The sequence below is a fragment of the Agrobacterium sp. YIC 4121 genome (genome assembly GCF_002008205.1).
GTDB lineage: Bacteria > Pseudomonadota > Alphaproteobacteria > Rhizobiales > Rhizobiaceae > Agrobacterium > Agrobacterium leguminum.
The window spans coordinates 291,650-311,261 of the sequence record NZ_MRDI01000003.1; the positions used below are offsets into that span (position 1 = coordinate 291,650).

Below are 19,612 nucleotides of genomic sequence, written 5' to 3' on the forward strand. Positions count from 1 at the left end.
GGACCGTGTTTCATGCTTTTTCTCGCACTCTGTCTTGCCTTGTTCCTGCTGACGCATCTTTTGAAGGTGGTCGCACCGCAATTTCGCGCGCGGATGATCGCGTCGATGGGCGAAGGCCCTTTCAAGGGCGTCTATTCGCTCGTCAGCCTCATCACGCTCGGCCTTGTCATTTATGCCTTCGGGGAAGCGCGGCAGGAAACCGGCATGTTGTGGTATCCGCCGGTCTGGATGAGCCACATTGCCGTGACCCTGATGCTGCCGGCGATGATCTGTCTTATCGCCAGCCTCATCCCGGCTGGCCACATCGCGACGAAGACGAAACATCCGCTCATTCTTTCGGTCAAGATATGGGCGCTCGCGCATCTTCTGGCCAATGGCGAGACGTCTTCCATTCTTCTTTTCGTATCGTTCCTCGCCTGGGGCGTGGTGATGCGGATTTCGCTGAAGCGCCGGGAACGGGCAGGCGAAAAAGTGGTCCGAGACTTCGTTTCAGGCCGTTACGATCTGGTGGCCATCCTCGGCGGCATCGTCCTCTGGGGTGCTTTCATCCTGAAACTGCACGAATGGTTGATCGGCGTTCAGCCCATCGTCCTGTAGGAAATCAACGTTTCCCCCTTACATATCAGGCAAAATAGGCTAGAAGGCCGACCATGACCCGGTTGGCCTTACTTTTGCCGATCCGGGTAAGCGGCTTGGTATGTCCGCGGACGGATGGATCGGGACACGATCTCCGCGCGGGTAACGGAGAATTTGATGGCAAACGAGAATGATACCTTTATCCGCGAAGTGAACGAGCAGATCCGCTCCGAGCAGCTGTCGCGCTTCTGGGGCCGTTACGGTATCGTGGTCGTGGGTGCGGCCGTTCTCGTGGTTCTGGGCGCCGCCGGCACCGGTATCTACGAATACTGGAACACCAGCCGCGCTTCCAATTCCGGCGACCAGTTCCTTGCGGCGCTGAAGCTCGCTTCGGACAACAAGACGGATGAGGCGCTGAAGGCCTTCGCCGATCTCGAAACCTCCGGTCATGGCAATTATCCGGTTCTGGCAAAGTTCCGCTCGGCCACGCTGCTGTCGCAGAAGGGTGATGCGGCCGGCGCCATCGCCGCCTTCACCGCCATCGGCAACGACACATCCGCACCGCAGGTCTTCCGCGATACCGCCAAGGTGCGCGCCGCCTGGCTGCTGGTGGATAACGGTACCTATGATCAGGTCGTCGCCCTTGCGGAGCCCTTGAGCACCGATGGCCAGACCATGCGCGCTTCAGCCCGTGAGGCGCTGGGTCTTGCCGCCTACAAGGCCGGCGATTTCGCCAAGGCCAAACAATGGTTCGAGCAGATCGTCAGCGACGCGCAGGCGCCGCGCAACGTGACGAACCGCGCGCAGATCATGCTCGACAACATCACCGCTTCGGGCAAGGCTGCCTAACGCCGCTTCGCCACGCAGGATCGCCCCGGCATTCTGTGCATTGCCAAAGCGATCCAACTCATTATTTTACGCATGTCCTTTGCCCAAAACAGGTAACGTTTTGGGCAGACGTGCTTTAAGGAACCAGGATCAATGAGCTTCACCGTCGCCATAGTCGGGCGCCCCAATGTTGGCAAGTCCACGCTTTTCAACCGTCTTGTCGGAAAGAAGCTGGCGCTGGTGGACGATACGCCGGGTGTGACCCGCGACCGCCGCCCGGGCGAGGCGAAGCTGGTCGACCTGCGTTTCACCATCATCGATACCGCCGGTCTGGAGCAATCCGGGCCGGAAACGCTTCAGGGCCGCATGTGGGCGCAGACCGAAGCGGCAATCGACGATGCCGATGTGACGCTGTTCGTTGTGGACGCCAAGGCGGGCCTGACGCCGGCCGACGAGACGCTCGCCGAAATGCTGCGCCGTCGCGGCAAGCCGGTGGTGCTGGTGGCCAACAAGTCCGAAGCGCGCGGCTCGGATGCCGGTTTCTACGACGCCTTTACGCTCGGTCTTGGCGATCCTTGCCCGATCTCGGCCGAACACGGCCAGGGCATGATCGACCTGCGCGACGCCATCGTCGAGGCGATCGGTGAAGACGTGGCCTTCCCGCCTGAGGTGGACGAGGCAGAAACGGATATCGTTCTGCCGCGCAGCGAGCCGGGCAGCGAGGACGAAGAAGACGAAGAGCCGGTTTATGACGAGACCAAGCCGCTGCGCGTCGCCATTATCGGCCGGCCGAATGCGGGCAAGTCGACGCTCATCAACCGTTTCCTCGGTGAAGACCGCCTGCTGACCGGCCCGGAAGCCGGCATTACCCGCGACAGCATTTCGGTCGAATGGGACTGGCGCGGCCGCACCATCAAGATGTTCGACACGGCCGGCATGCGCCGCAAGGCCAAGGTGACGGAGAAGCTGGAAAAGCTCTCGGTCGCGGATTCGCTGCGCTCCATTCGTTTTGCCGAAACCGTGGTGATCGTATTCGACAGCACCATTCCCTTCGAAAAGCAGGATTTGCAGCTCGTCGATCTCGTCATCCGCGAAGGCCGCGCCGCCGTGCTCGCCTTCAACAAATGGGATCTGGTGGAAGACCCGCAGGCCTATCTGGCCGATCTGCGCGAGAAAACCGAGCGGCTTCTGCCGCAGGCGCGCGGCATTCGCGCCGTGCCGATTTCCGGCCAGACGGGTTATGGCCTCGACCGGCTGATGCAGAACATCATCGACACCGACAAGGTCTGGAACCGCCGCATCTCCACCGCCCGCCTTAACCGCTGGCTGGATTCGCAGACGACCCAGCATCCGCCGCCGGCCGTTTCCGGCCGCCGCCTGAAGCTGAAATATATGACGCAGGTCAAGGCCCGCCCGCCGGCCTTCATGATTTCCTGCACGCGGCCGGAAGCTATTCCGGAAAGCTATACACGTTATCTGGTGAACGGTCTGCGCAAGGATTTCGACATGCCGGGCGTGCCGATCCGTGTGCATTATCGTGGGTCTGACAATCCGTTCGAGAGCAAGGCGAAGAAGCGGCGGTAATCGGTCGTCGTTTTTATGATGCACGACGCTGCGGCGTGTTTCTTCTCCCCGAGGGGGAGAAGGTGGCCCGAAGGGTCGGATGAGGGGGCAACCTCTCCGTATACTGTTGGCCTCGCCCCCTCATCCCGCTGCCGCGGACTTCTCCCCCTCGGGGAGAAGAAACAAGGGGCACCCGCTCGCTCCAATTTCACGGTTTTGAAGAGTAAAAGACCATGCTGATCAAGCAGACCGACTATCACCGGATTTACCGCGTCATCAACAGCCTGCTCATCAGCCAGAATGCCGATCCCGCCTCGGCCTCCATGTATTTCAGCACCTTCGGCGCCTTCATCCTGCAGCAGCATTACAAGGTGAAGGCGGTGCCGAAGGGCGGGCTTGCGGCCTATAATCTCGGCGGCACCGTGCTGCTATTCGCCGATCACCGTGAAGACGGTTATGTGACGGGCGCGGGCGAGAACTTCCACTGCTGGATCGAGGCGGATGGCTGGGTGATCGATTTCATGGCGCCGGCATTTTCGGAAGGCGCCGATGGGCTTTCCGTGCCGGCGAAAATGTTCCAGCGGCCGCTTGCCGCCATGGCGGCATCCATCAACGATCTCGGACAATCCGGCGATTTCTTCTATCGTTCCGAACCCGAAGCCACGGCCAAGCGCTTTGCCGACTGGCACAGGCAGGCGATGATCGGCGATATGGCGAGCGTTGCCGCCAACTGGTTCCGCAAGTCGCCGAAACAGATGGCCGCCTCGCTTTCGGTAACGGATCGCGACGGCAAGGCGCGGACCGTGCCGCTTTCCGGCCAGATGCTTACCGGAGCATGGTGAAGGCGGGTTACGCCGCGCAGTGTCGATCCTCAAGGTTTTGTCAGCAAAAGGCCTTTTGATTTATAGGGGCAATGTTGCTACGCAGGCTGGGCTTCACCATCTCGCACTCACGCCGCCCGATAGTCTGGTGCTGGTTTTCCACGGGACGGTGGCCGTCATACCCAACAGCGCCCTGCCGATTGCTGCAAAGGACATCATCGAGAAGATCAATCACTGGTGCGCAGCCCAGCAGAAAGAGCTTCTTCCCTTAGCCTGAAGCGGTATGATCCGGAAACAGAGGACGGCCAGCGTGTTCTCGCGGCAGCCGCCTGACGTCAATCAGCAGCCCGACCCCGTTCTAAAGATAACGGCAGTCGCGTCCTGATTGCCTTGTGACATTCCCGCTTCGTTTCGTCCACCGTTCCCGAACAGAATTTCGGGGATCGCCTTTATGCAAGTTGAGAACGCGACAGCAGCGGCAGGGATTTTCCTGCCGCGTGAATGACATTGTCGAGGAACTGCCGCGAGGCTTTTTCCCAGCTGTAGCTTCTGGAAAGCGCCAGCGCCTCCTGCGGCGAACAATGAAGTGCTGCCAGACAGGCATCGCGAAGATTGTCGTCCAGCGCACCGGCTGCCGGGTTGCCGCCGAGAATATCGATCGGCCCGGTGACGGGGAAGGCGGCCACGGGCACGCCGCTTGCCAGTGCTTCCAGAATGGTGTTGCCGAAGGTGTCCGTCTTGGAGGGGAAAACGAAGACATCGGCCTGCGCATAGGCATCGGCCAGCTCCTCACCGGTCTTGACGCCGGTGAACAAAACGTCCGGATATTTCTCCTGCAATTCATGGCGGGCAGGGCCGTCGCCGATAACGACCTTCGAACCCGGCAGGTCCAGTTCCAGAAATTCCGGCAGGTTCTTCTCCACCGCCACACGTCCCACCGTCATGAAGATTGGGCGCGGCAGGTCGAAAGGCAGCTTTGCTTTCGGGCGGGGATGGAAAAGCTCGGCGTCGATGCCGCGGCTCCAGCGCTTCAGATTGCGCACGCCGCGCGCTTCCAGTTCGGTCTCAAGGCTCGGCGTCGCCACCATGCAGGTGTTGCCGCCATTGTGGAACCAGCGCACGAAAGCGTAAAGCCAGCTTTCCGGCACAGGGAAGCGCGCCGCCACATATTCGGGAAAGCGGGTGTGATAGCTGGTGGAAAAACGCATGCGGTTCTTCACGCACCAGCGCCGCGCCATGAAGCCCAGCGGTCCTTCCGTCGCAATATGCACGAAGGAAGGCTGGCTTTTTTCGATCTCCGCCGCCACACGGCGATAACCGGCAACCGAAAGGCGGATTTCCGGATAGGTGGGGCAGGGGATGCTGTAAAAACTCTGCGGCGTGACCATGCGCACATCGACGCCGAGCCGCGCGAGTTCGGTATTGGTGTTTTCTATGGAGCGAACCACGCCGTTGACCTGCGGGTGCCAGGCATCTGTGACAATCGTGATTCTCGTCATGAAACACTGATCCTGCTCATCTGCGCGCGGGCGAATCCCCATTGCCCGGCTTCTGCCCGTATATGCGGCGTGCGTGTTACAGGATCATGTCAGGGTGTGTGACAGCGAGGAAGCGTGGTTTGCGCGCGGAAGTTTGCGCGCTTCCCCGGTGCGACGGAGCCTTATCCCACCAGCGGCAGCAGCTCGGGGCTGATCAGCGCGCCGTGGTGGCCGATGACGGTTGCCGCCGCCCTTGCCGCGAAGGTGGCCGCTTCCTCCGGCGAACTGCCGGTCACATAACGGGCGAGGAAAGCGCCGTTGAAGCTGTCGCCGGCGCTTGTCGTGTCCACCACGTCTACGGCCTTCACCGCCGGGGCGTGAGTGCGGCTGCCGCCGAAATCGAGCGTCGCGCCCTTGGCGCCGTCCTTCACGACGATGTTTTCGACGCCAAGCGAACGGTAGCGGTCGATGGTCGCTTCCACGGAGACATCGCCGAAATGGCTCGCCTCGTCATCGAAGCTTGGCATGACAAGCGTTGCGGCGCGTGCGCCGTTGGAGATGGTCTCGAGCATCGTATCCTTATCCGCCCACAGGCGCGGGCGGATGTTGGGGTCGAAGACCACCAGCTTGCCCGCCGCCCTGGCGCGGCGCAGTTCGGCGAGGAACGTATCGACATCATGGGCGGAGGCGAGAATGGCGAGCGTGATGCCGGAGAAATAGACGACATCGGCGCTTTCCACCGTCCTGCGCAGGTGGTCCGCATCGGCGGCCAGCTGCCTTGCGGCGGCGGCGTTGCGCCAGTAGCTGAAGGTGCGCTCGCCATCCTTCAGATTGATGAGGTAGAGGCCGGGCGTGCCGCCCTTGATGCGGCGGATTTTTTCCGTGCCGATGCCGGCGTCCGCGATGAAGGTGAGCATGTCTTCAGAAAGAGGATCGTCGCCAAGCGCGGTGAAATAATCGACCGACCAGTCGCCCGGCAGGCAGGCCCGGGCATACCATGCGGTATTGAATGTATCGCCGGCAAAACCCTTGCGCAGCAGCCCGTTGCCGGCCTGCGACAGTTCCACCATGCATTCGCCAATCGACAGAAACCGTCCGCCCACGCCGTCATCCTCCCTTTTTTCCAGCCATGCGGCTTACGACGAGTGCGCGCCTCTGACAAGGGCGGTTGTAGCCGTTTGTGCATGTGCGAAGTTCCGGTTTACGCGGAGGCAACGGCTTTATATTCTCTGGCAAGACGCCCACAGGAGATCGCCGATGACGCTGCCCTATGCCCCGGTCCACAAACCTCAAGCACAATCGGACTGGTGGAAGGGAGCGGTGATCTATCAGGTCTATCCGCGCTCGTTTCAGGATACGACCGGCGACGGTTTCGGCGATCTTGCCGGGGTGACGAAACGCCTGCCCTATATCGCCTCGCTCGGTGTCGACGGCATCTGGCTTTCGCCCTTCTTCACCTCGCCCATGGCCGATATGGGGTATGACGTTTCCGATTATTGCAATGTCGATCCGATGTTCGGCACGCTTGCCGATTTCGACGCACTGATGGCCGAGGCGCACCGTTTGGGATTGAAGGTCATCATCGACCAGGTCATCTCGCACACGTCGGACCAGCATCCCTGGTTCGTGGACAGCCGGGCGAGCCGCACCAACAGCAAGGCTGACTGGTATGTCTGGGCCAATCCCAAGCCGGATGGCACGGCACCCACCAACTGGCTTTCCGTGTTCGGCGGACCGGCATGGGAATGGGACGGCGTGCGCAAGCAATATTACATGCACAGCTTCCTCGCCTCGCAGCCGGATCTCAATTTCCATAATCCGGATGTGCAGGATGCGCTTCTGGAAACCGTGCGGTTCTGGCTGGATCGCGGTGTGGACGGTTTCCGGCTCGATACCGTGAACCACTATTTCCACGACAAGCTTTTGCGCGACAACCCGCCGCTTTTCGACGAGGAAAGTTTCGGTCTCGATGCTTCCGACGTCAATCCCTATGGCATGCAGGACCATCTCTACGACAAGACGCGGCCGGAAAACGTGGCTTTCCTGAAGCGTTTTCGCGCGCTGCTCGACGAGTATGAGGGGCGCGCCACGGTGGGTGAAGTGGGAGACGGGGCGCGGTCGCTGAAGACGGTGGCGGCTTATACGTCCGGCAATGACAAGCTCAACATGTGCTACACTTTCGACCTGCTGGGGCCGGATTTCAGCGCGAAGCATCTGCGCGCCTCGGTCGAGACCTTCGGCAAGGTGGTGACGGATGGCTGGGTGTGCTGGGCCTTTTCCAACCACGATGTGGTTCGCCACCTCAGCCGTTTTTCCGAAAGTGTAGAGGAGCAGGTGCGGGTGGCGAAGCTTGCCATCTGCGTTCTCGCCAGCCTGCGCGGTTCCATATGTCTCTATCAGGGCGAGGAGCTGGGTCTGATCGAGGCGGAACTCGCCTTCGAGGATCTGCGCGATCCCTACGGCATCCGCTTCTGGCCCGCCTTCAAGGGGCGGGACGGATGCCGCACGCCGATGGTGTGGGAGACAGGCAAGCCGAATGCCGGTTTTTCCAGCGCTGAAAAGCCCTGGCTGCCGGTGCCCTATGTTCATGCCATGCAGGCTGTGGATGCGCAGGAGCGCAAGCCGGACTCGGTTCTGAACCATTACCGCGCCGTCTTGTCATTCCGAAAAGGTCACGGCGCGCTGCGCGATGGCGATATGCATTTCATCAAGACCAATCTCGATGTGCTGGCCTTCACGCGCCAGAAGGGGGATGAAAAATTGCTCTTCGTTTTCAACCTCACCCGTGAGGCGGTGGAATTCCCGATACCGAAGGCCATGCGGGTCACCGATATACTGCCGATGCCGGGTTTCGCACCGTTATTCGATGCGGGTATCGTGAAGCTCGAGGGGCTGGATGTGTTTTGCGGGGTCGTTGCATGAGCGGGCAATTTGCCATCGAGACGGCCGGCGAAGCATCGCTCGATGAGTGGTCGCTTCTGCGGCACCGTTTGTGGCCGGATGCTTCACCCGCCGAACACCGGGCGGAGTTGCAGGACGTCTCCGACAACGAGGTTGGATTTATCGCCTATGATCCGGCGGGCATGGCCATCGGTTTTGCCGAAGCCAGCCTGCGGCACGATTATGTCAACGGATGCGACGCCTCGCCCGTGGCCTTTCTGGAAGGCGTTTATGTGGAGGAGGCCTTTCGCAAGCAGGGCGTTGCGGCGGCATTGATTGCCGAAGTAACCCGTTGGGCGACCAGCAAGGGTGTGAGCGAACTTGCTTCCGATGCCGATATTTCCAATGTCGATTCACACCGCATGCATGCGGCGCTGGGATTTGAGGAAACGCAGCGGGTGGTTTATTTTCGCAAGTCTCTGCCCTTGGGTTCATGACCTCCCGGCGCTGTTCGGCCAGCGGATGATGTCAGTCTTCGCGGGCGCCTTTCCCCGATCAAATGCGGCGCCATGATCGCGTCTTGGATGGTTAATAGTAATATTTAAGTATTTAGTGATTTATGACGGTTTAAATTCGAATTAATTCAATATTAAAACATGAATGTATTCGTATTAATGAAAATTTTCAAGTAAATTTTTCATATTTACTTCGATTTTGGCGAGCCTTGGGCAAGTTTCCAGTATTAATTATTGAAACCTACAGATTTTTCGGTCTCCACCCATAAAGTGAGCAGGGATTGTCATGTCCGTTTCAATCAAGAATTTCAATCAGCCCAATACCGCGAATTCCACATCGTCAAGCGCCAAAGCTAAGGCTGCCCTTCCATCCATCCGAGAGGTCTTCCTTTCCGGACAATCGGCAGCCCGGGCATCCACACCGAAATCAGCCCCCAAAACCTCGTCAGCCGATTATATCGCATCGCCCGCCTTCATGTGGAATCTGAGGGCCAAGCTTTCCCTGGCGGGGGACGATCCGGCGCAATATCTGCGCGCTCGGTCGATGATGAGCGCTCTCGAGCGTGGGGCCTTGCAGGTTTCGAACCCCACTCAGGGCAAAACGATCAATGCGTGGGACCCGAACCAGAAAAACGCCAAGCCGACGACAGCCACTGACATTGCCAAGACCAACTGGGTGGATTTCCTCAACACGCAGCTGAAGCGCAGCGAAGACGGCGAGCTTTCCAAGGATGGAAGCGGAAGCTATGTCGACAAGGCGACAGGAAAACACGCCTATTTTGGCAGGGTCGCGGGCAAATATTATTACGTCACCTGGCCTTCGGAGACGAAAGCATGAGGCCGCTTTCGCGGCCTCGAAATGCGGATTGAGCGTTTTCCGCTGCCCCGGTCGGCAAGCCACCGTCAGATCAGCGCAAACCGGTCCACATCCACCATACCCATATCGGAAATCTTCAGATGCGGGATGACGGGCAGGGGCAGGAAGGCGACCTGCAGGAAGGGTTCTTCCAGCGTCGTGCCGAGTGCATAGGCTGCTTTTCTGAGCGTGTGCAGCGTATCGCGAACGGTCTCATAGGGTTCGAGGCTCATCAGCCCGGCGACGGGCAAAGCGATCTCACCCGTCACCCTGCCGTCTTCCACCACCACGAAGCCGCCCTTGATTTCGCCGAGCCGGTTGGCGGCCAGCGCCATGTCGTCTTCGCTCACGCCGACGACACAGATATTGTGGCTGTCATGGCCGACGGTTGAGGCGATGGCGCCTTTTTTCAGGCCGAAGCCCTGAACGAAACCGTTGGCATGGTTGCCGTTCTTGCCGTGGCGTTCGATGACGGCGACCTTGATGATGTCGTTTTCAAGATCGACGGTGGTCTGGTTGCCATCCGTCGGCAGCCTGTAGCGGCGGTGCTCGGTAATGATCTTGCCGGGAAGCACACCCATGACAGGGCTTTCGCCCTCCGTGACCGGCACGCCGAAATGCGAGGCGAGCACGGGTCTTGCCTTGATGCTGTCGAGGCCGACGGGTGCGACCGGTTTGCGCGTGGCAAAAAGGGCGTCATCGACGAGCCGGCCGCCGGAAAGCACCATGCTCGCCTTGCAGTTCTGCAGGCTGTCGATGACCACAAGATCGGCCCGCCAGCCCGGTGCGACAAGGCCGCGATCCCGCAGACCGAAGGCTTTTGCGGCGGAAATGGAGGCGGCGCGGTAGATGGCGAGCGGTTCCACGCCGCTGGCGATTGCGGTGCGGATCATATAGTCGAGATGACCCTGTTCGGCGATGTCGAGCGGGTTGCGATCATCCGTGCAGAGGGCCAGATAGGGCGACAGGCGTTCGGTGATGATCGGCATCAGGGCGTGCAGGTCCTTCGAGACCGAGCCTTCGCGCACCAGAATATGCATGCCCTTGCGGATTTTCTCCAGCGCCTCAGTCGCGCTCGTGCATTCATGTTCGGTGCGGATGCCGGCGGCGAGATAGCCGTTCAGCGCCGTGCCGGAAAGAAGCGGTGCATGGCCGTCGATATGCTGGCCCCGAAAGGCCTCTAGCTTCGCCATGCACACCGGATCCTTGTGGATGACGCCCGGAAAATTCATGAATTCGGCAAGGCCGATGACCTTCGGGTGCCCCCGGAACGGCAGCAGTTTTTCGATGGGCAGATCGGCGCCGGCGGTTTCCAGATGGGTGGCGGGCACGCAGGAGGAGAGCTGCACGCGGATGTCCATGATGGTTTCCATGGCGCTGTCGAGGAAGAACTGAAGCCCTTCCACGCCCAGAACATTGGCGATCTCGTGCGGGTCGCAAATGGCCGTGGTAACGCCATAGGGCAAAACGCAGCGGTCGAATTCGTGCGGTGTCACCAGCGACGATTCGATATGGAGATGCGTATCGATGAAACCCGGAACGACGATCTTTCCGGAAATGTCGATTTCCTGTCGCCCCTTGTAGTTATCGCAGGTGCCGACGATGGTGTCGCCACAGATGGCGATATCCGAAGCGACGAGTTCTCCGGTGACGAGGTCGAAGAAGCGTCCGCCCTTTAGAACCATGTCCGCCGGTTCACGGCCCGTACCCTGATCGATGCGCGTTTCAAGTCTGGAATTCATGCGGGTTTCTTCGGCTCCTGATTTACGTCGTATGCGAGAATTTTCACTATTTACATTCTGTGGTTGTTTCTTGGTCTATTCCGATTGATTCTTTGAGTTTTAAATATATCCAGAGTAAAAAATTTTCATATTTGTGTTATCTAATCTTCCGAGGTGCAAGTTTAGGCAGGGTTGGGAAGACTGGACTTCACCTTTATAGTTTAGCCGGTTGCGCGCCGACATTTTTACGAATTACGGTTTCAGGTTATCATTCCCGGGAAGGAAAATAAAAGCATCTGATGCTCAAACGAATTTCCACCCAGCAACTGACGATTGGCATGTTTATCGAAGCGGTCGAAGGAACGCTTTCGAACCAGGGATTTTTAAAACGACACCGCTTTCTTTTGCGGCACGAGGAATTAATGCGTCAATTGAAATCAAGCGGCGCCGAAAGCATCGTCATCAACACCGCCAGGGGATATGATACCGAAGACAGCGCGCGTTCTGCGGCTCCTTCGCCGCAACCGGGCAATTGCCCGGAAACCGTCGCCGCCGTTACCCATGCCGTGCGCTCGGCCGCCGATACGATTGCCGAGACATTTGCTTCCGCAGAAGCCGGCGGCGTTGTTTCGCTGAAAGGTATGGCTGCGGCGGCGGGCAAGATTTCCGATGCCGTGCAGTCGAACCCGGCGATTTTCATCGGCGTCACCCGCCTGAAATCGAAAGACGAAACGACCTTCGTGCACTCGGTCTCCGTCAGCGGACTGATGATCCTCTTCGGTAATTATCTCGGACTCGACAGGGGAACGGTCAATCTGCTCGGCATCAGCGGGTTGCTGCATGATATCGGCAAGGTGGAAATCCCTTCATCGATCCTCAACAAGGCGGAAGGGTTGAGCGCCAGCGAGCGGGAAATCATCAATCTCCATCCCGCATTCGGCCGGGATATATTGTCGCGCAACGCGCAGATGCCGGAGATGGTGCTCGATGTCTGCTTCAATCATCATGAGCGGATGGATGGCGGCGGTTATCCGAGCGGCCGTGCGGGCAGCCAGATCAGCCTCTATGCGCGTATCGCGGCGATTTGCGACGTCTATGACGCCATCACCTCGGTCAGGCCCTACAAGAAGCCGTGGACGGCGAATGAGGCGCTGACCTGGATGCTGCGGCGGGAAGGGCACTTCGACACGCAGCTGCTGAAGAAATTCGCGCTGTGCATTTCCGCCTCGCTGCCGAGGGGTTAGTTGCCCAAGATGATCGCCATGTTCAGGCTGTCGATGTAACGCCCGTCGATCAGAACGGCATCACGGCCCCGGCCTTCATGTACAAAGCCGATCTTTTCATAAAGCGCGATTGCTCTGGCATTGTCGGCATGCACGCTCAGTTCCACACGGTGGAGCCCGCATTGACGGGCGGCATCGAGCGTCTGCCGCATCAGCCGTCCACCCAGCCCCTTGTCGCGATAGGCCGGCAGGATGCCCATGCCGAGGATGCCGCGATGGGCATGGGTGGGCCTGCTCTCGCGGCGAATATCGCACCAGCCGACCACCTTGCCATTCGCAATCGCCACGAATTGCGGATGGTCGTTTTCGATCATGTCGAGAACGAAGGCGCGGACCGAATCGAGCGGCGGCGCCTCCAGGAAGCTCAGATATTTCCGCTCACGCGATACCGCATCGAGAGCACGGTGAAAACTTTCAACGTGCTCCGCCCGGATGGGTTCGATGCTGATGGCGTCGGCAGCAGCCATCATGCCGCCTTTGTCTTCGCCTTGCGGGTCAGATGCACCACGACGTTTTCGATCATGCGCATGCCGGCGTCATGGCCGAGCGTCATGATCGATTCCGGGTGGAACTGAACGGCGGCCACCGGCTCCTTGGCGTGTTCGATGCCCATGATCGTGCCGTCCTCACTTTCCGCGGTGATGATGAAATCACGCGGCAGGGTGGTGGGATCGGCGAAGATCGAGTGGTAACGGCCAACGGTCACTTCCTTGCCGAGGCCGGAGAAGACCAGGCCGGGCTCCAGTACGCGAATGCGCGACGGCTTGCCATGCATCGGCACCGCAAGCTGGCGCAACTCGCCGCCATAGGCTTCCGCCAGTGCCTGAAGGCCAAGGCAGACGCCGAAGATCGGCAGTTCACGCGCGCGGGCGGCCTTGATTGTCGCCTTGCAGTCGAAGTCCGTCGGGTTGCCCGGTCCGGGGGAGAGGACCACGAGATCTGGCTGGAAGCGATCGAAGACTTCGGCCGCGACAGGTGTTCTAACGGTCGAGACCGTTGCACCCGTCTGGCGGAAATAATTCGCCAGTGTGTGCACGAAACTGTCCTCATGGTCGACGAGCAGGATTTTGACGCCGGTGCCGACCTTTGCGGCATCACGCTTGGTGGCGGCGGCGTTGGTGCCTTTTGCATCTCTGATGGCAGCGATCATGGCGGAGGCCTTCAGTTCGGTTTCGGCTTCTTCTTCCTGCGGATTGGAATCGTTAAGCAGGGTCGCGCCGGCGCGCACTTCGGCGATGCCGTCCTTGATGCGAATGGTGCGCAGGGTCAGACCGGTATTCATGTCGCCATTGAAGCCGACCATGCCGATCGCGCCACCATACCAGGCACGCGGGCTCTTTTCATGGCCTTCAATGAAACGCATGGCCCACAGCTTCGGCGCACCGGTAACGGTGACGGCCCAGGCGTGGCTGAGGAAGCCGTCAAAGGCGTCCATATCGTCCCGGAGGCGGCCTTCGATATGGTCCACCGTGTGGATGAGGCGCGAATACATCTCGATCTGGCGGCGGCCGATGACCTTTACCGAACCCGGTTCGCAGACGCGGCTCTTGTCGTTACGGTCCACATCCGAGCACATGGTGAGTTCGGATTCGTCCTTCTTCGAATTGAGCAGTTTCAGGATCTGCTCGCTATCGGCAATCGGATCGTCGCCGCGCTTGATGGTGCCGGAAATCGGGCAGGTCTCGATGCGGCGGCCGGAGACACGCACGAACATTTCCGGCGACGCGCCGACCAGATATTCCTGATGGCCGAGATTGATGAAGAAGGAATAGGGCGAGGGGTTGATCGCCTTCAGGCGGCGCGAAATCGCCGATGGATTGCTTTCGCAACGCTCCATGAATTTCTGGCCGGGAACGACCTCGAACAGATCGCCGCGGCGGAAGCTTTCCTTGGCCTTCACCACCAGTTCGGAATATTCACCGGGACGGTGATCGCCCTTGGGCGGGATCGTATCGGTGGTCTTGAAGGGATCGGGCGTAATGTCGGAGGACTTGCCGTCCGTCGTCACGCCGGCCTTTTCGAAGTCGTAGCGGTCGATCCAGGCCTTGGCGGAGTAGTGGTCGACGACGAGGATTTCGTCCGGCAGAAACAGCACCATGTCGCGCTGGTCTTCCGGGCGCGCCAGCGACAGCTTGATCGCGTCGAACTGGAAGGCGAGATCGTAACCGAAGGCGCCGAACAGGCCGATGGCCGAATCAGCATTCGAATAAAAGAGGTCGACGATGGCGCGCAGCGCCGTGAAGACGGTCGGGATTTTCGAACGCTCTTCTTCGGTAAAGACGCGGTCCGGCTCGTTGACGGTGAGATCGAGACGGCGCGTGGTGGAGGCGCCAAGCGTGAGATCGGGCGTCGCCTTCAGCTTCTCGGTGATAAAGGAAAGCAGCACTTCGCCGCGACCATTATAGGCCTCGATCCACATTTTGCGGCCGAAACAGGAAATGCCGAGCGGCGGGTCGACGATGGCCGTATCCCAGCGGGTGTAACGGCCCGGATATTCGTAGTTGGACGAAAAAACCGCGCCGCGATGGGAATCGAGCTTTTCGATATAATTATCGATGGCGCTGGCGTAATCGGCGGGCCGACGCTTTCGGCTGACCTTGATGCCGCCTTTCGTCTCGTAGGTTTCCGCTCCGTCATCCTGAATGATCGTTACCATTTCTCTCATACTTCCCGTTGTTCAGGCCCGATGACAGGCGGCACAATAACAAAAAAGCCGCCTGAAAATTCGGGCGGCTTGGACTTTGTCTGAAGACATGACTGGTCAAGGCCGCGAAAAGCTGCCCCACCACCAGTTAGCAATGTTCTTAGACACGATGTTCATGGGAAAATTGTTAGCGCGCACGATCCGCCTTGGCAAGCGGATTTCGGTGAGGGAATGAACCTTACGGGCCGTGGCGGCGTTGCACTCCTGCCGAAACGGTCAGGAGTGCCCCGAAAAATGCTTCATCGCCTGTGTCTTCTGGTAACCACCCTCGCATTGATTTCCGCCTCTGAACCGCCGGCGCAGGTGCCGGTGCCGCAACCGAAACCGGGTGAGGGGCAATCCGCCACCCCCTCGGAAAAGCCATCGGACGAGCCGCCGCAAAGCCCGATGGAAGCGCCGAAACCGGCCCCGAAACCGCAGGCCCCGGAAGTGGGGAAACCGGACGACGGCAAGACGCCGGCAGACAAGGGGTCCGATGACAGCAAGAAAGGCGTCGAAGGCAAGGCGGATGAGGGCAAAGAGGAGGGTGAACAACGCAAGCCGGATGTTGACGCTGCAAAACCGGAAGAGAAGCCGCCGGAGCCGGTGAAACCGGAAGACCCGGCCGCGCTTCAGGCATGCCTTGGCGCATTGAAGGATATCGGCGCGGAATTCAAACAGCTCGAACCGATCCGGGATGCGGAGCAGGGCTGCGGCATCGAAGCGCCTGTCGAGCTTTCCGTGGTTCTGCCCGGCATCAAGCTGGAACCATCGGGCACCATGCGTTGCGAAACCGCTCTTGCGCTTTCCCGCTGGACAAAGGAAATGATGCTGCCGGCGGCGGCTCTGGCTATGCCGGAGAAAAAGGTGACGGCCATCGCCAATGCCTCGACCTATATCTGCCGCAACCGCAACAGCGCGGAAAACGGCAAGATTTCCGAACATGCCAAGGGCAATGCCGTCGATATTTCCACGATCGCCTTCGATAAGGGCGAGCCGCTGGTGATGAAGCCGCGCGGTGAAGACGGAACGCCGGAAGGCGCTTTCCAGCGCACGATTACCGCCGCCGCCTGCCTGTTCTTCCGCACGGTTCTTTCCCCCGGCAGCGACGCCACCCATCAGGACCACCTGCATCTCGACGTGCTGGAGCGAAAAGGCGGTTATCTCTATTGCCGCTGATAAAAAAGGGGCGACCCGAAGGCCGCCCCGACTGGAGATGATGTTTCTGCCCGGTTTTAGAATTTCTGGGTCAGAGAAATTTTGAAGGTGCGTCCGGCTTCCGTATAGAAGTCGGCCGGCTGGTTGACGGTGCTGACGGCATTCGGGTTCACGTCGCGAACGCCGACGGCATTCCAGTATTTCCTGTCGAACAGGTTGTAGATGCCGGCCTGGATGCGCAGGCGCTTGGTCTGTTCCGGTTCCCACCAGCCGGTCAGGTTGAAGACGCCATAGCCGGGGGCGTCGAAGGTGTTGGCCACCCTGTCGTCACGCATGCCGGAGGAGAAGACACCGGTAAATTCCGTGCCCCAGACGTCCTGCTCGTAGCCGATGCCGACGACGGACTTGAAGGGCGCGACCGTGCGAATGAATTCGTTGGTATCGGTGTCCTTGCCATAGGCGTAAGCAAGCGAAGCGTGGGCGAAGAAGCCGTTGGCGAGGTCCTTGCGGACCTTGGCTTCGACACCGGAGATTTCGACGTTGTTACGGTTGCGATAGGTGAAGAGCGATCCGTTGCCCCTGCCGCCGAAGCCGGGGAAGAGCGTTGTCGACGTCGTGTACTGCTCGATGAAGTTCTTGTACTTGTTGTGGAACAGCGTCAGGCTTCCCGTGAGGTCGCCGGAGGCGTAGTTCGCACCGATCTCGAAACCGTTGCTGGTCTCGGGATTGAGGGCGGAGTTGCCGACAACAGCGTAACCGGAGCTGACGTTGGAGAAGTTCAGATACAGTTCGTTGATCGTCGGGGCACGATAGGCCATCGACCATTGTGCGAAAAGCTGCAGTTCGGGCGTGACGTCATAGGTGGCAAGAAGCTTCGGCGAGAAGCGCGAGCCGCTGTTGCCGCTCGGCAGGCCGAATGTTCGGTAGCCGCTGTTGCCGGAAACGGAGCCATCGGGATCGTAATCGTAGGAATCGAAGCGCAGGCCGGGGGTCAGGCGGAAGCCGTTGCCGAAGGCGATTTCGTCATCGAGATAAAGACCGAGGCTCTTGCCGCTCACGTCAGGCATGTCCGATTGCGAGGACGAGGTCGATCCGGCCGTGTTGGCGAAAAGCTCCTGGCTGAAATCGGTCGTCATGGCGTTGCCGCCGAAACGGACCGTGTGCTGCACGCCGCCAAGCTCGAAGCCGGATTCAAGGCCGCCGACGATGCCGAATGCGCTGTTGCGCATGCTGTCTTCGCGAATATAAAGCGAATTGTTGGTCAGGCGGTCGCCGGCGCCGGATTCCTTGGAAAGACGCGTCCAGTAGAGCGAAAGATTGGCGGCGTCGATGAAGCCGTCGGTCGAGGGCGCTTCGTATTCGTAATCGAGCGATACGCGATCGCGCTCGGTATCCTCATAACCCCGGTAGTCGCCGATCCGGTAGGTCGAGCCCGAAACGCTGACGCCCTGCAGGGTCTTCATGTCGCTGCGGTTTCTCAGAGAATAGCGCTCGGCCGTCAGCCCGATGCTGTGACCGCCTTCAAGATCCTGACGGATCTTGAACATCAGGTTGCTTTCATAGGTGTCGGCGGGATTGGGCTTGGTGCGGCGCGTGCCGTAGATATCGGCGGTGCCCTTGTTGTCCGTCTCGTTGCCGCGCTTGTAGGAGCCCTGGAACAGGACCGAAGTATTCTCGATCTTCCTGGCGACGGCGAGCGATCCGCCCACGCTTCTGTCTTCGCTGTCATAGGTGGTCTTGGCCACGCCGCCCCAGTCCCTGCCTTCGCCGATCAGGTCTTCCGGATCGAGCGTGCGCAGCACCAGTGCGCCGCCGAGGGCACCGGAGCCGATACGGCTGGAATCTGCGCCACGCACCACATCGACCGTCGAGAGCGAGGAAAAATCGAAGCTCGAACTCGTATCGCTGAGGGTGGTGGTTGCCTGACCCTGACGGGCGAAATTGTTGAAATAAGGAACGGGAATATTGTCGATCAAGGTGACGACGCGCGCGCCGCCGAGGCCGCGAATGAACAGGCCGCCGGGCCGGCCGGGCTTGGCATCGACGTAATCGACGCCCGGCTCCGTGCTGTTGCCGAGGTCCTTGATGCTGCCGATGTCCTTCTTGCGGATGTCTTCCGCCGTGGTCTGGCTCGCCAGCGGCGTGTCGGCGGCGGCATTGGCGCTTTTGACGCGCTTGCCCTTGACGACGATCCTTTCAAGCGTGGTGGCCTCGTCCGCTTGCGCCGCGGCGTCCTGGGCCCGCGCGGGGCCGGCAAGCGGCAGAAGAGAGATGGCAGTGCACAGAAGCAGCGCGGAATGCGTGCGCGAAATGGACATTAATTACCCCCAGGTAGGCGCGCGAATGGGCCACGGCGTGCAAAAGCACGCCGCGCTTGCCGCCGCGGCTGAAACTGTTTTGATTGTTACGGGCGAGCCGATAAGCGAGGACTAAAAAACATGACGATAACTGTCAACATATTATATATGACTTTTTGCATCATGTTTTAAAGCATAACAGTATGTTGCAAAAATATGACGCTTATCCGCTCTCGAACCTCATTGGTGAATGGGGTGTGAAAACGCCACGGTACGGTCAAAGTCCCGACATTGCCGCTTGCTAGGATATTCGCAGCCAGTTTACATGGCGAAACAAACCATGCCCCAACAATAAACAGATTATTAATCGGATACGGAAATGAAGTCTCTTGAACTGCTCGTCGAGCGGATCATCCTCTCCAGCCGCTGGCTGCTCGTCGTTTTTTATCTCGGGCTCGTCGCGGCACTGGCGGTTTATGCGTTTTCCTTCGCGCTGAAGTTTCTGAAAGTTGCGAAGAACGTTTTCACCTACGACGAAGCGGACATGATCCTCGCCATGCTGGGTCTGATCGATGCGGCGCTGGTCGCCAGCCTGATCGTCATGGTGATGATTTCCGGTTACGAGAACTTCGTCAGCCGCTTCGACGATGCCGATGCCGAGGTTTCCTTTCTGGGCAAGCTCGATTCCGGCAGTCTGAAAATCAAGGTCGCATCGTCGATCGTGGCGATCTCGTCGATCCACCTGCTGCAAATCTTCCTCAACGCCAGTCAATATTCGGACAGCAAGCTGATGTGGTTCACCATCATCCATCTGGCTTTTGTCGTCTCGGCGGTCATGCTTGGTTTTCTGGAAAAACTGATGGCCAAGCCGAAGGACAAATCCGAAAAGCCGGTGCTTTGATCAGGATGGTCCAGCCGATATGAAGGTCGTAACCCCGTTCTGGCCAAGCCGC

General features: G+C 59.6%; 17 protein-coding genes. 11 read left to right on the forward strand and 6 right to left on the reverse strand.

All coding sequences use genetic code 11. The features are described from left to right. Positions 1 to 12: 12 nt before the first annotated feature. From BTE54_RS05670 to BTE54_RS05690, 5 genes are all read left to right on the forward strand, one after another. Positions 13 to 597 carry an NnrU family protein gene (locus BTE54_RS05670; RefSeq protein WP_078051746.1) on the forward strand — a complete coding sequence of 195 codons (585 nt, stop codon included), beginning with the start codon at positions 13 to 15 and terminating at the stop codon, positions 595 to 597. 156 nt (positions 598 to 753) lie between these two features. Continuing rightward, on the forward strand, positions 754 to 1,425 hold the full coding sequence (locus tag BTE54_RS05675; protein WP_078051747.1) for a tetratricopeptide repeat protein: 672 nt from the start codon (positions 754 to 756) through the stop codon (positions 1,423 to 1,425). A gap of 132 nt (positions 1,426 to 1,557) precedes the next feature. Then, positions 1,558 to 2,988: a ribosome biogenesis GTPase Der gene (gene der / locus BTE54_RS05680; protein WP_003524225.1), complete on the forward strand. Its 1,431-nt coding sequence runs from the start codon at positions 1,558 to 1,560 to the stop codon at positions 2,986 to 2,988. Positions 2,989 to 3,200: 212 nt separating this feature from the next. Further along, positions 3,201 to 3,809 carry a DUF2026 domain-containing protein gene (locus tag BTE54_RS05685; RefSeq protein ID WP_078051748.1) on the forward strand — a complete coding sequence of 203 codons (609 nt, stop codon included), beginning with the start codon at positions 3,201 to 3,203 and terminating at the stop codon, positions 3,807 to 3,809. A 19-nt stretch (positions 3,810 to 3,828) separates the two neighbouring features. Further along, a complete protein-coding gene (locus BTE54_RS05690) occupies positions 3,829 to 4,065 on the forward strand; it encodes a hypothetical protein (RefSeq protein WP_143240694.1) in 237 nt (78 codons plus the stop codon). Between the two features lie 172 nt (positions 4,066 to 4,237). Here BTE54_RS05690 and BTE54_RS05695 read toward each other — a convergent pair whose 3' ends face one another. Together BTE54_RS05695 and BTE54_RS05700 are read right to left on the reverse strand one after the other, a co-directional pair. Continuing rightward, positions 4,238 to 5,287 carry a bifunctional monoglucosyl/glucuronosyl diacylglycerol synthase gene (locus BTE54_RS05695; RefSeq protein ID WP_035240305.1) on the reverse strand — a complete coding sequence of 350 codons (1,050 nt, stop codon included), beginning with the start codon at positions 5,285 to 5,287 and terminating at the stop codon, positions 4,238 to 4,240. Between the two features lie 161 nt (positions 5,288 to 5,448). Then, positions 5,449 to 6,369, reverse strand: a complete 921-nt coding sequence (locus tag BTE54_RS05700) for a sugar kinase (protein ID WP_174036299.1) — start codon at positions 6,367 to 6,369, stop codon at positions 5,449 to 5,451. Between the two features lie 154 nt (positions 6,370 to 6,523). Between BTE54_RS05700 and BTE54_RS05705 the strand changes: the two genes are divergently transcribed. The 3 genes from BTE54_RS05705 to BTE54_RS05715 all read left to right on the forward strand — a co-directional run bounded on the left by BTE54_RS05705 (position 6,524) and on the right by BTE54_RS05715 (position 9,499). Next, a complete protein-coding gene (locus tag BTE54_RS05705) occupies positions 6,524 to 8,188 on the forward strand; it encodes an alpha-glucosidase family protein (RefSeq protein WP_078051749.1) in 1,665 nt (554 codons plus the stop codon). Then, complete coding sequence (gene aac(6') / locus BTE54_RS05710) at positions 8,185 to 8,643, forward strand: aminoglycoside 6'-N-acetyltransferase (protein ID WP_078051750.1); 459 nt, start codon at positions 8,185 to 8,187, stop codon at positions 8,641 to 8,643. The genes BTE54_RS05705 and aac(6') overlap by 4 nt, the downstream gene beginning before the upstream one ends. Positions 8,644 to 8,947: 304 nt before the next feature. Next, a complete protein-coding gene (locus BTE54_RS05715) occupies positions 8,948 to 9,499 on the forward strand; it encodes a hypothetical protein (RefSeq protein ID WP_078051751.1) in 552 nt (183 codons plus the stop codon). A 65-nt stretch (positions 9,500 to 9,564) separates the two neighbouring features. On the opposite strand, the gene ade is transcribed toward BTE54_RS05715, so the two are convergent. Further along, entirely contained in the window at positions 9,565 to 11,259 is a 1,695-nt protein-coding gene (ade, locus tag BTE54_RS05720) for an adenine deaminase (RefSeq protein ID WP_078051752.1), read from the reverse strand. A gap of 278 nt (positions 11,260 to 11,537) precedes the next feature. On the opposite strand from ade, the gene BTE54_RS05725 reads away from it, so the two are divergent. After that, a complete protein-coding gene (locus BTE54_RS05725; RefSeq protein ID WP_078051753.1) occupies positions 11,538 to 12,482 on the forward strand; it encodes an HD-GYP domain-containing protein in 945 nt (314 codons plus the stop codon). Here BTE54_RS05725 and BTE54_RS05730 read toward each other — a convergent pair. Then, positions 12,479 to 12,991 (reverse strand): GNAT family N-acetyltransferase, encoded by a 513-nt coding sequence (locus tag BTE54_RS05730; protein ID WP_198939084.1) that lies wholly within the window; start codon positions 12,989 to 12,991, stop codon positions 12,479 to 12,481. The genes BTE54_RS05725 and BTE54_RS05730 overlap by 4 nt on opposite strands. After that, a complete protein-coding gene (locus BTE54_RS05735) occupies positions 12,988 to 15,177 on the reverse strand; it encodes an anthranilate synthase (RefSeq protein WP_078051754.1) in 2,190 nt (729 codons plus the stop codon). The genes BTE54_RS05730 and BTE54_RS05735 overlap by 4 nt, the downstream gene beginning before the upstream one ends. A gap of 282 nt (positions 15,178 to 15,459) precedes the next feature. Here BTE54_RS05735 and BTE54_RS05740 point away from each other — a divergent pair, with 282 nt between their 5' ends. Beyond that, a complete protein-coding gene (locus tag BTE54_RS05740; RefSeq protein WP_078051755.1) occupies positions 15,460 to 16,383 on the forward strand; it encodes an extensin family protein in 924 nt (307 codons plus the stop codon). A gap of 56 nt (positions 16,384 to 16,439) precedes the next feature. Here the strand turns inward: BTE54_RS05740 and BTE54_RS05745 are convergent, their stop codons facing one another. Further along, complete coding sequence (locus tag BTE54_RS05745; protein WP_078051756.1) at positions 16,440 to 18,680, reverse strand: TonB-dependent hemoglobin/transferrin/lactoferrin family receptor; 2,241 nt, start codon at positions 18,678 to 18,680, stop codon at positions 16,440 to 16,442. Between the two features lie 358 nt (positions 18,681 to 19,038). Between BTE54_RS05745 and BTE54_RS05750 the strand changes: the two genes are divergently transcribed. Further along, positions 19,039 to 19,560 carry a TIGR00645 family protein gene (locus BTE54_RS05750; protein ID WP_003524933.1) on the forward strand — a complete coding sequence of 174 codons (522 nt, stop codon included), beginning with the start codon at positions 19,039 to 19,041 and terminating at the stop codon, positions 19,558 to 19,560. The last annotated feature ends 52 nt before the right edge of the window (positions 19,561 to 19,612 follow it).